This is a genomic window from Atribacterota bacterium, from assembly GCA_039638595.1.
GTDB classification, from domain to species: domain Bacteria; phylum Atribacterota; class Atribacteria; order Atribacterales; family Caldatribacteriaceae; genus Profundicultor; species Profundicultor thermophilus.
Map to the genome: position 1 here is coordinate 1 of JBDIWM010000054.1, position 11,717 is coordinate 11,717.

Consider the following 11,717-nt stretch of genomic DNA (forward strand, 5'->3'; position numbering starts at 1 on the left):
TGATGGTGTTTCTTGTTCTTTTGGTATTGGGGTCTTTAGCCTACGCTCAGGATATGCCGTATAAGGGAGTACGGATTACCGTTGCTCTACGTTCCTTGCCAGAAACGGATTTCATCGTCAGTAAACTTGCTGAATTCAAGATGATGACGGGTATTAACGTTCAGATTGTCACCTATCCAGAGCAACAGTTGCGGGAACGGGAAGTCATCGATGTGAGTACCGGTGCAGGTGCCTACGATGTGATTGCCATCGACTCGGTGTTTATTCCAGAGTTCGCCAGGGCTGGCTGGATTACACCTATTGAACCGTATCTTGATGCTTCGTATAACGTGGAGGATATCAGTGCCTTTGTGCGGGGATTACTGTCCTACGAAGGGAAAATCTATGCTGGTCCGGTTTACAGTGAAGCTACTCAGTTGATGTATCGCAAGGACCTCTTTGAAGAAGCAGGATTACAACCCCCTCAGACCATGGAGGAGTACGAGGAGTATGCCAAGAAATTTACCAATCCCCCTGACCTCTTTGGAGTGGCCATGAGAGGGCTTCGTGGTAACGGTATGAATATTTACATCTGGTCTGAGTGGCTCTGGTCCTACGGTGGGAAGTATTTTGATGAAAATTGGAATCCGGTATTCAATTCACCGGAAGGGATTCTGGCTACAGAGAATTATGCCAAGCTCCTGCAGAATTACGGCCCTCCGGGCGTAGCCACTTATGGATGGGACGACGTACAGAATGCATTCACTTCGGGTAAAGTAGCCATGATTATCGATGCCACCAATTTCTATACTCGTATTGAGGACCCCACCAAATCTGCCATTGCTGGAAAGATTGGTTACGCCGTAGTCCCAGCTGGTCCAGCGGGAAGATTCCCAGGAAACTATTCGCTGGGATTTGCCATCAGTGCGGTAGGAGCCAAAACTGAGCAGGAAAAAGGAGCTGCAGCCGAGTTTATTAAATGGGCGACAAGTCAAGATATTGAACTTTCCAAAGCGCTGCAGGCCAATATCATCTCTGTGACTCGTGATTCGGTGTTTAATGATCCGGCTTTCCAGGCCAAGTTTGGAGGAGACTGGCTCACCTCAACCGTGGAATCCTTCAGAATCACCTATCCAGGATACCGTCCCCTTATTGAAGAATGGCGGGAAATTGGGGATCGCTTAGGTATCGCGGTGGAGAACGTGATTGCTGGGATTCAACCTGCCAAAACAGCTTTGGATGAAGCTGCAGCCTATGCAGCTGAAGTCCTGATGCGGACAGGAAAATTAAAGAAATAACTCGAGAATAGTGTGGATCAAAGCACGCGAGGCATGCCTCGCGTGCTTATTCAAGGGGGATTTATGCGCCAAAATGGATTCATGACCACAATCAGCGAGAATGTTTGGCTCATGTTTTTGCCAGCGCTTTTGATTTTAATTCTGATTACTCTGCCTCCTTTTTTCTATACCATTTATCTGAGTGTCCACGATATCGATATCACCAAACCGTATTTAGGGCGTCATTTCATTGGGCTGAGAAACTTTATGGCTATCTTTTCCGATAAACGGGCGGTGGGATCATTCCTGAACACCGGTATCCTCATTGGTGGAATGGTGGCCATTGAGTTTTTCCTGGGGCTTTTACTGGCCCTGGTGATTGATTCCTTTTTTAAGAAATCCACCTGGCTGATTACCCTGATTATCCTTCCCATGACTTTCCCCCGGGTAGTGGTGGGTTTGGTATGGCGGATTATGCTCAATCCCATCGTGGGGATCATCAATTATCTTTTAGTTCCCTTTGGTGGAGGACCGGTGGACTGGCTGGCACGACCAGGATGGGCGATGTTCTCCATTATCATGGTGGATGTCTGGCAGTGGACTCCCTTTATGGTACTTATGCTTCTGGCTGGTCTCCAGAGCCTTCCCAAGGAACCTTTTGATGCTTCGAGGGTTGATGGGGCAGGAGACTTGCACGTTTTTCGCTTCATTACCCTGCCTTTACTGCAACCCATTATCGTGGTGGCAGTCATTTTCCGACTCATTGATGCCCTGCGAACCTTTGATATTGTTTATATTCTTACTCGGGGTGGTCCTGGAACCTCAACCGAAACTGTGGATATTTTTGCCTACTATATGGGTATTTCTGAAGCGGGCCGTATTTCATATGCTGCTTCAGCATCCCTCATTGTTCTCTATGTGACCGTGGTTCTGGTGACCATCTTCTTGAGGTTCAGCCGCCAATGGAGAGAAGAACTGTACTGAAAAAAACCTTAGCGTACCTTTTTGTCATTGTTACGCTGGTAGCGCTCTATTTCCCAGTTTACTGGTTAATTACCATGTCACTGAAAGTACGAATTGATATCATGTCCATTCCCCCGCGCTGGCTCTTCACACCAACTTTAGCCAATTTTTCCTGGCTTTTTAACCATTACAGCTTACAAAACGCGGTGATAACGAGTATTATCGTCGCGCTGAGTGCTACCTGTATTTCCCTGGCGTTGGGTATTCCCTGCGCTTTTGCCCTGAGCCGTTTTGCCATTCCCAGAAAGAAGGATATCGAATTCTGGATTGCCACCACCCGTATGCTTCCTCCGGTGGCGGTGATCATTCCTTTTTATTTCATCTGGATGAGTTTGCGACTGTTGGACACCCGAACTTCATTGGTCATCACGTATCTCGTCATCAATCTCCCCCTCATTATCTGGATTATGATGGGGTTTTTCCGGGCTTTACCCCGGGAACTGGAAGAAGCCGCTCGGGTGGATGGGGCATCCCGCTGGGGGTCTTTTTTCAAAGTGACTTTACCACTGGCTCTTCCTGGTATCGGAGCATCCAGCATTCTTTCCTTCATCTTCAATTGGAATGAATTCTTTTTTGCTTTTGTTTTGACCACCACCAATCGAACCTTGCCAGTCGAGGTTGCCTCTTTTATGGCAGTGGGTCTTGAAGTAAAATACGGTGAAATGGCGGCAGCGGGAGTCCTGGCTTCGATTCCTTCCCTTATTTTTGCTATTCTGGCTCGTAAGCTTATTGTTACTGGTTTTCGAGGTATTGCCGGTTTCGCTTTGAAGTAAGGTGTCTTTGCGTTTTTCCTGGTGATTGCGAATAGTAAAGGAGATCATCTTACAGTTGGGGAGTCTCGATTTTGAGCTCCCTTCCCCGCTTTATTTTTCTTCTGTTTTTGTTGAAATTTCAACATCTTCTTTATTGAATGGGAAAATTTGTTCGTTATTTGTTGTACAATATGAACGATACTCGTAAAAAGGGAGGGATGTCGTGATGGCAAAGTTGCTTTTGATTAAAGTGGGAGACCGACCGAAGAATGCATTGAAAGTGCAGGGAGTTCTCACTCAATATGGGTGTAACGTGCGTACCCGCCTGGGTCTTCACGAGTTTGCCCCGGAATGTGAGAGTGAGGATGAAGGGATTATTTTCCTTGAAGTGATGGGGAAGGAAGAAGAAATTACAAAGATGAGGGAGGAACTGGAAAAAATCGAAAAGGTCAAGACGGTGTACGTAGAACTGTAGGAGAGAGACAATATGGAGCGTATGGATATATCGAAGTATTGTCTGCAAGCTGAGGATCTTCGCTGGGTGTTTGACTGGCAGTCTTTACCCTTTGACTGTACCGATGACGTTGAAGACTTGGAAGGGTTTTTGGGGCAGGATAGAGCCATTGGGGCCATTGAGTTTGCATTGCGGGTTGATAAACCAGGATACAACCTCTTTGTGGTTGGTCCAGTGGGAGCGGGAAGAGCCAGTGCAGTGCGGAGCTGTATTGAGCGACTTCTTGAGGAAAGAAAAGAAAAGGGATTGCTGCCCCCTCTTTACGACTGGTGTTATGTATTCAACTTTCAGAATCCTGATCGTCCCAAAGTATTGAAGTTACCCAAGGGAGAAGGGAGGGGTCTGGCAAAGCGGCTTGATGAGCTTCTGAAGGCGTTGAAAGATATTATTCCCAAGACTTTTGCCAGTGATGAGTATAAAAACCAAAAGCAAATTCTGGTTGATGAACATCAGAGGAGACATCGTCAAATCATTCAGGGATTGGAGCGAGAAGCGCTGGAAGAAAATTTTGCCTTCCGGATGACATCTATGGGGCCGTTGCTCGTACCCCTGGTTGATGGCAAGCCGATGAATCAAGAGCAGTATCTGGCTTTGAGTGAAGAGGAAAAGGAAGTAATCGAGTCCAAGCGACAAAAATTGTTGAATCGAATCAATGAGACTTTTGAGCGGATTCATCAACTGGAAATGGAGCTGAAGAATCGGATTGGTGAACTTGACTATCGAGTGGCCGATTTCGCAGTGAGCCCTCTTTTTAAGGAACTTTTGGAAGTGTACCCATTTTCTGAGGAGGTCAGTGATTTTCTAAAAGCTCTCAAAGAATTTACCCTTTCGTACCTCCATATTTTCCGGGATTCGCAGGAGGCGCCGGCTCAACCCATGCACCTTGTACCGTATCAGCGCCTGCAGGACCCGTTTCTTCCTTTCAAGGTGAATGTTTTTGTGGATAATTCTTCCACCGAAGTTGCCCCGGTCATTTTTGAGACCCATCCCAACTGGACCAATCTTTTCGGAAGGATTGAGCGTCGGGCTTTCATGGGAACATATTTCAGTGATCACACCATGTTGAAGGCAGGTTCGCTCCATCAGGCCAATGATGGCTATATTGTCATTTATTTTCATGATCTCATTGCCAATCCTGGAGCCTGGGAGGGCTTAAAGAGAACCCTCAAAAATCGAGAAGTGAGGATGGAAGATCCATTTGAACAGTTTGGACTTATCGCCCCACAAGGACTTCGGCCAGAACCCTTACCTTTTAATGCCAAGGTTGTCCTCATTGGTCATGAATTCTATTATCGTCTTCTGACCGTCTGGGATGAAGATTTTCGGGATTTATTTAAGGTCAAGGCTGATTTTGATTACCAGATGGAGAGCAAAGAAGAAACCATTCTCTCTTTTGCCTGCTTTATTAAGCGTTGTTGCCGTGAAGACTCGCTTTTGCCTTTTGACCGCAGTGGCGTTGGTAAGGTTTTGGAGTATGCTGCCCGGAGGGTCGCGCATAAGAAAAAGTTGACCACCCAGTTTGGTTTCATTCGCGATATCCTAATCGAATCAGACTTTTGGGCCCGTCAGGAAGGAGCAGAAAAGGTTTCAAGTAGCCATGTGCAGAAAGCTCTGGAAGAACGAAAAAAACGCCTGAGCCTTCTTGCGGATCGGATTGAGGAGCTGATTCAGGAGGATATACTACTTATTGATACCGAAGGTGCAGTGATCGGGCAGATTAATGGTCTGGCGGTATATGACCTGGGTGATTTCAGTTTTGGACGGCCATCCCGTATAACTGCTCGGACTTATTTGGGAAAACAGGGAGTCATTAATATTGAGCGAGAATCCCGCTTAAGCGGCCGCATCCACGATAAGGGAGTGCTCATCATGAGTGGGTACCTGGGGTACCGCTATGCCCAGGATAAGCCGCTTTCTATGTCGGCTACCATTTGCTTTGAGCAGTCCTACGAGGGGGTGGAGGGTGATAGTGCGTCGTTGGCTGAAACCTGTGCAGTGCTTTCCGAACTTGCTGAAACTCCCCTGCGTCAGGATATCGCCGTGACTGGTTCCATTAATCAGAAAGGTGAAGTACAGGCCATTGGGGGAGTCAACGAAAAGATTGAAGGATTCTTTCGGGTCTGTCGAGCCCGAGGGTTTAACGGGCGTCAAGGCGTTATTATTCCCAAAAGCAACGTTCAGCACTTGATGTTGAGTGAAGAGGTGATTGAAGCCGTTCAAAGGGGCGAATTTTGGGTTTATGCCGTTTCCTCGGTTGATGAAGCTATGGAGATTTTAACCGGTATTCCTGCTGGGGAAAAAGTTAATGGTGTTTTCCAAGAAGGAACGGTGAATTATCGGGTTGACCAAAAATTACGGAAAATCAACGAGTTGCTTCGGGGTTTTGAGGAGAAACGGGAAAAAAAGGAGGAAGATGGGAGCGAGGACAAACCTGCCTTGTGAAACATACGGTATAATTAAATTTTGCATTTTAATGTATGGTGTGCTGGATGAGGAAGGAGGTGACAGCAAGAAAGAGCAGATGTGGTGTAGGGTTTTTGGTTGATTTTTTGTTTTCAAAATTTTCTTTAAAGAAGGGGGTTAAAAGTAAATGAGGAAGATGAGTTTGGTGTTGTCGGTTCTGGTGATTCTGAGTCTTCTTTTCAGTTTCAGTTTGGTTTGGGCTCAGGAAGGAGCTTCGGAACTCGAGATTAAAACTGCGGATGCAGCGTTTGAGGCTGCGGATAAGGGGAATCCCGATCCAGCGTGGAAGGGTCAGAAGTTGACCATTGGTGTGTACTCAGCTGGTCCTCGTGGTGCCATTTCGGGGCCTCTCTATTTCTGGCGTCCATACTTTGAAAAATTGACCGGTGCCACCTACGATATCGTGGAAATCCCCTTTGCTGAATTGCGGGAAAAGATTTTTACCGATTTGATGACCGGAACCGGGACCTATGATATCATCGTTGGTCCGAGCTGGTTCTACGGTGACTATATTTCCAACGACTGGATTGTCCCCAGTGATAAGTACCTCAACGACCCCCGGATGCCCAAATGGGAACCTGCTTCGATTCTACCACCGCTTCAGGAGCTCTACAGCTGGGGTGGGAAATGGGTTGGTTTTAATAACGACCACGATGGTCAGGTTCTCTACTACCGTCGGGACATCCTGAATGACCCCAAATGGCAGGAAGAATTCAAGAAGGAAACTGGCAAAGATATGCCCGTTCCTCCCAAGACCTGGGACGAAGTATACGAAATCACCAAATTTTTCCATGGAAAAGATTGGAATGGTGATGGAGAACCCGATTATGGTATCACCATGCACCTCAAGGTTGCTGGACAGGGGTTCTTCCACTTCATGGCCCTCTCTGCTCCGTACGTGGTTGCTCCGGCTCCTGGTGACGACCCCAACAAAGTCACCCGTTACCATAATGTGTACTGGTTTGACCCCGAAACCATGGAACCCCTGGTGAACACCCCTGGTTTTGTGGAGGCCCTTAACATGCTTCTTAAGCTTTCCAAGACCGGACCTTCCGCAATGTGGGGTTGGAGCTTAGGAGAAGCTTGGGATGCTTTCTTGAGAGGGAAAGCAGTTATTTGTTTTTCCTGGGGTGATGTCGGTTCGCTCTCTCAGTTGCCTGATCAGTCAAGCATCAAAGGTAAGCTGGGTGTGGCTCCGATTCCGGGAAGTGAGAAGTACTATGACCTGGAGACCAAGCAGTGGGTAGAAAAGCGGAACTTCGTGGCCAACACCGTTGGTGCTTCCTGGCATGGTGTGATTTCCAAATTCTCCAAGAATCAAGATCTCGCTGCCTACTTCCTCTCCTGGCAGGCTACACCACCGATTAACCACTGGAACGTTGTCTGGGGCTGGACCGGCGTTGACCCTGGAACGCTCTATGACCTTCTGCAGCCCACGGGGAAGTCGACCATCGAAGAATACGTGGCTACCGGATACGAGGCCGAGGATGCCAAGCAGTTCGTCAATGCGTATGAAGAAATGTGGTACAAGTATCCTTTGAAACAGTCCTACCTGCGTATTCCTGGGACCCCAGAAATGTGGGAAATCTGGGACATTCATCTCTCTGAGGCAGTTACTGGTCAGGTTACTCCAGAAGAAGCCTTGAACCGCACTGCTGAAGATTGGAATGCCATTATTGACCGCCTTGGTCGGGAACAGTTGAAGAAGATTTACCAGGAAGCAATCGGATATAAACCAGAGTAAATTTTCTAAAGAGGGGGTCAGAAACCCCCTCTTTTTTATTGTTTTTGGGGAGAAAAAGCGATGAAGAGAGAAAAGGGCAATGTCTTTGTTATACCGGCAATCATCTGGATTTTTACGTTTACCATTTTTCCGCTGGTTTATTCGTTTCGGGTCAGCATATCCCGGATATCCTATGGAAAGATTACTGGTTTTGCTGGGTTGAGTAATTACGTGCGCATGTTTGGTGATTACCGCTTCTGGGGTACTCTTCGTTTCACCTTGATTTTTGTTTCGATTAGCGTCGTGGCCACTACTTTTTTGGGGCTTGGTTTGGCCCTGGTTTTCAACCGTAAGATGCGAGGGTTGAAGGTTTTTCGTTCTCTTCTTACCATGCCTCTTTTTACGGCTCCTGTGGCTCTCGGCTATCTGGGGGTAATGATGTTCTACGAAGAGAATGGTCCGGTTAATGTTCTCCTGAAATATCTGGGGATGGGTAAGGTTCCTTGGCTTTCTCATCCCTGGTGGGCAACGTTAGCCGTTTGTATGGTGGATGTTTGGCAATGGACTCCTTTTGCTTTTATCATTCTTCTGGCTGGTTTGCAGTCCATTTCAGATGAAATTTATGAAGCGGCGGTTATCGATACATCCTCTGGTTGGACAGTCTTTCGTTATGTTACCTTGCCCCTGATTTCTCCAGTTCTGGGAACGGTATTGATGCTTCGGTTGGTGGATGCATTTAAAATTTTTGACGTTCCTTTCAGTTTGACCAGTGGTGGGCCAGGTACTGCAACGCGAACTTTAACCTTTTATATTTATACCCAGGGGTTACGGAACTTCGACCTGGGGTATGCCAGTGCCATGGCGTATTTCCTTTTAGCAATTACCATGATGATTGGGATGCTCTTCTTCCGTCGATATAGAGAGCTCTACGAGTAAAGGGGAATATGGCGATGTCGAAAAAAAGACATAGAATAGTCGAAACTCTCTTGTGGATTGTGGTGGTGATTGTGGTTCTGTGGGTGGTTTCTCCCTTTTACTGGGCGGTGATTACCTCGTTTAAGAAGCCAGCTGATGTTTTCCGTCTTTCGAGCATTCCCTGGGTCCAGTTTCGGCCCACCCTCAACAACTGGCAGACTGAGTTTAACCAGAGAGGTCCTGAGATTACCCGCGGTCTTCTCAACAGTGTTACCATTGCGATTGGTGCTTCAGTTTTTGCCGTTTTTCTTGGCTCCCTGGCTGGATATGGCCTGGCCAGGCACCGGTATACCAAATGGAGAAACCAGAGCATGTCTTTCTGGTTTCTTTCCCAGCGTTTTCTTCCACCAGCAGCTACGGTGATTCCTTTCTTTTTACTCATGAAATCTTTGAAACTTCTGGATACCCAGATAGCCCTGATTCTGGTTAATACCACCTTTGTCATGCCTTTTGCGGTACTCATCATGCGAGACATGTTTAAGGAGTTACCAGTAGAACTGGAAGAAGCTGCCTGGGTCGATGGATGTTCACGCTGGCAGTCTTTTGTGCGCATTGCTTTGCCTTTAGCGGCTCCGGCGCTGGTGGCTACGGTGATTATCTGTTTTGCCTTTGCCTGGAATGAATTTCTCTTTGCTCTGGTGCTCACGTATAAAAAGGCTTCCCCCATGACGGTGGTTATTGCCGGTACCGAACACACCCAGGGGGTTCAATTCTGGTATGTGTCCACCAGATTGCTTTTGGCTATTATTCCACCGACCATTCTCGCGCTGACGGTTCAGAAGTATATCGTACGCGGTCTTACCATGGGAGCAGTGAAAGGATGATAGTACAAGCTACCCAAGGGTAGCTTGTACTATTTTTTCTCCAGGACTCGGCTACTTTCAAGCTCCGGATGTGTTCAGTTCGTATCCAGGTTTGCTGGTTCCGGAAAAAGAATAGTGCATAAAAGATTACCGGGAGCCAGGTAAGACCATACCAGATGTAGAAGAAAAGGTAAGGGAGATATCGAAAAGTCAACTTTCCTTCCCGAAGCGAAGGTCCAATAACAATCTGATAAGCGTTTTGGAAGAAAATAATAACCAGCCAAAAATACCAGGAGGAAAGTTGCTTAGTTGTGGCGCCGAAGACGGAACATTCCAGATGAATAGAGGCCAGAGTGGAGCTTAGGGCGATGAAAAGAGGAAAAGAAAAAGGAAGTAATCCAGATATTGGATTTTGAGGGTTGTGATGAACCGCAAGAAAAGCCTTGGCCCATATTGCCAGGTTACGAAGTAATTAATGTCCCTGCATTCACCTCATGCGCTGACGGTGGCTGTAACGGTATAAGAGCGGTTTTTCGTCGTAGGTAATGGCCCATTCATTCCAGTGAACTTTTCCGCCTTCCAGAGCAAGCCTGGTGCTGATTTCGAGGTCCTCGATAAAGCTTTTGGAATTCCAACCGAATCGTTTGATGAAGGAAGTCCGGATAAGCAGTCCTGTACTGCCCAGAGTTACCGGTGATCCCCAGTTCACTCGGGCCAATTGCCAGAAGCGGTTAGTATAACAGTAAGCCAGGGCATAGGCCCTGGTGAGCCAGGAATCGCAAGGATTCTTGGTGTCGAGATAACCCTGAACGGCTTTAGCTTCAGGGTGCACAGCAAGGTAATCGTTCATTTTTGTCAGGAAATCAGGATGGGCAAGGTTGTCGGCATCGAAAATGACGACAGCGTCATATTTTTCAAGGTCGATTGAGGAAAGAGTAAAGCGAATATTATGGGTTTTACCAGGGTGTTGGGGGTCGTGACGAAAGATCACCCGGGCCTGATAATCCTCAGCAATTTTGGGGTGGCGTCGGTACAGGAGTCACAGGCCACGTAAATGTCAAAGTGGGAAGAGGGATAGTACTGTTCCCGAAGGCTTTCTAAAAGTGGTCCCATCATTTTCTCTTCGTTGCGGGCGGGAATAGGGACACAGAAACGGTGCCAGAAAGAGGCTTTGGGGAAAGGAGAGGGAGGGAAAAATCCCTGCAGACTGATAATGGTTTGGTAAAGCCAGTAAAAATAGAGAATTGTGAGTACTCTCTCCAGCAAATCGAATTGAACTGGCTTGGACATTGGCGGCGCTGGTCATGGCAACGTTTCTCGCCTCTTCTCGAAATAAATACTAACTACTGTAGTATAGATGGGGGAAAATCCTTCGTCAAGGAAGGGGGAACGGCGTTTTTTCTTTTTGATAGAGCTGTAATTTTTTCCCTTGGAAGATTTCCTTAAACCCTGGGATAACGTTTGAGCTTTCTGCTGACTGGACGATATACTCGTAGGGCTGCGCTGGGACGGTTTGAGGAGGTGAAAGTTGGGAAATGACAGCGGTGAGGGATTCTGACCAAGAAGTGGTGAGGAAGGGGTCTCGATCCAGGACGAGAACTACAGTTGGAGTGTTGAGTAAGGAAGCAATTTCTCGGTATTCGGTGAGTTTTTCTTGGAGCGATTGATAGGGGGAGAAAATAAAAGAATGGAGGGGAGACTGGAAAAAGGAAATCCATCCGGTAACCAAAGCAATTCCCAGGGAGAGGGAAAAAATAGAGCGATGGATTTTCCCAGAAGGGGGAGTTCTAAGAAAAATGGCTCCCAAGGTTAAGAGGGTGGCGAGAAGGGGGAGAGAAAAGGGTAAAGCCATGCTCCCGATGATAAAAGCTATAGCCCAGAAAAGTCTTTTTTTTTCTCCAGAAGTGCCGACAAGGAGTGGGCCAAGAAAGACGGCCCACCGGGGAAACTGAAAAAGGGTGTATTTCCAGTGGATCCAGGAAAAATTGGGAAGGTACGGAAAAAAACTGTGAGAAGAACGGAAAAAAGCCAAAGTATTGCCGGTATAAACCCAGTTGAGGAAAGCAATACTCCCTAAGAAGTTAAGCCACGGAAAAATGGTGACCACGAGGAGGCTAAGCTTTTTAATGATGTGGCCTTGGAAAAGAACAAACACAGAAAAGAGTATAGCAACGGTGAACCACCCGGCACGAAGGTGAACGAGAACGG

At 47.2% G+C, this 11,717-nt stretch carries 11 protein-coding genes; 8 read left to right on the plus strand and 3 right to left on the minus strand.

What is annotated here, in order from left to right; genetic code table 11:
- The 8 genes from ABDK92_09905 to ABDK92_09940 form a co-directional block, all read left to right on the plus strand.
- Positions 1–1,277: sugar ABC transporter substrate-binding protein (locus ABDK92_09905; protein MEN3186921.1), on the plus strand; the 1,277-nt coding region annotated here is incomplete at its 5' end.
- Positions 1,278–1,310: 33 nt separating this feature from the next.
- Positions 1,311–2,240: a sugar ABC transporter permease gene (locus ABDK92_09910; GenBank protein MEN3186922.1), complete on the plus strand. Its 930-nt coding sequence runs from the start codon at positions 1,311–1,313 to the stop codon at positions 2,238–2,240.
- A complete protein-coding gene (locus tag ABDK92_09915) occupies positions 2,219–3,052 on the plus strand; it encodes a carbohydrate ABC transporter permease (GenBank protein MEN3186923.1) in 834 nt (277 codons plus the stop codon). Before ABDK92_09910 ends, ABDK92_09915 begins: the two co-directional genes overlap by 22 nt.
- 205 nt (positions 3,053–3,257) lie before the next feature.
- Complete coding sequence (locus ABDK92_09920) at positions 3,258–3,506, plus strand: hypothetical protein (GenBank protein ID MEN3186924.1); 249 nt, start codon at positions 3,258–3,260, stop codon at positions 3,504–3,506.
- Positions 3,507–3,518: 12 nt separating this feature from the next.
- Positions 3,519–5,987 (plus strand): ATP-binding protein, encoded by a 2,469-nt coding sequence (locus ABDK92_09925; protein MEN3186925.1) that lies wholly within the window; start codon positions 3,519–3,521, stop codon positions 5,985–5,987.
- A gap of 148 nt (positions 5,988–6,135) precedes the next feature.
- The gene (locus tag ABDK92_09930; protein ID MEN3186926.1) at positions 6,136–7,752 is read left to right on the plus strand and encodes an extracellular solute-binding protein; all 1,617 of its coding nucleotides are present in this window, start codon (positions 6,136–6,138) and stop codon (positions 7,750–7,752) included.
- Positions 7,753–7,812: 60 nt separating this feature from the next.
- A complete protein-coding gene (locus ABDK92_09935; GenBank protein ID MEN3186927.1) occupies positions 7,813–8,667 on the plus strand; it encodes a sugar ABC transporter permease in 855 nt (284 codons plus the stop codon).
- 14 nt (positions 8,668–8,681) lie between these two features.
- The gene (locus tag ABDK92_09940) at positions 8,682–9,530 is read left to right on the plus strand and encodes a carbohydrate ABC transporter permease (protein ID MEN3186928.1); all 849 of its coding nucleotides are present in this window, start codon (positions 8,682–8,684) and stop codon (positions 9,528–9,530) included.
- 466 nt (positions 9,531–9,996) lie between these two features.
- Here ABDK92_09940 and ABDK92_09945 read toward each other — a convergent pair whose 3' ends face one another.
- From ABDK92_09945 to ABDK92_09955, 3 genes are all read right to left on the minus strand, one after another.
- Positions 9,997–10,500: a glycosyltransferase family 2 protein gene (locus ABDK92_09945; GenBank protein MEN3186929.1), complete on the minus strand. Its 504-nt coding sequence runs from the start codon at positions 10,498–10,500 to the stop codon at positions 9,997–9,999.
- The gene (locus ABDK92_09950; GenBank protein MEN3186930.1) at positions 10,497–10,799 is read right to left on the minus strand and encodes a glycosyltransferase; all 303 of its coding nucleotides are present in this window, start codon (positions 10,797–10,799) and stop codon (positions 10,497–10,499) included. The genes ABDK92_09945 and ABDK92_09950 overlap by 4 nt, the downstream gene beginning before the upstream one ends.
- 85 nt (positions 10,800–10,884) lie before the next feature.
- The coding region (locus ABDK92_09955; GenBank protein ID MEN3186931.1) for a hypothetical protein at positions 10,885–11,717 on the minus strand (833 nt) is incomplete at its 5' end.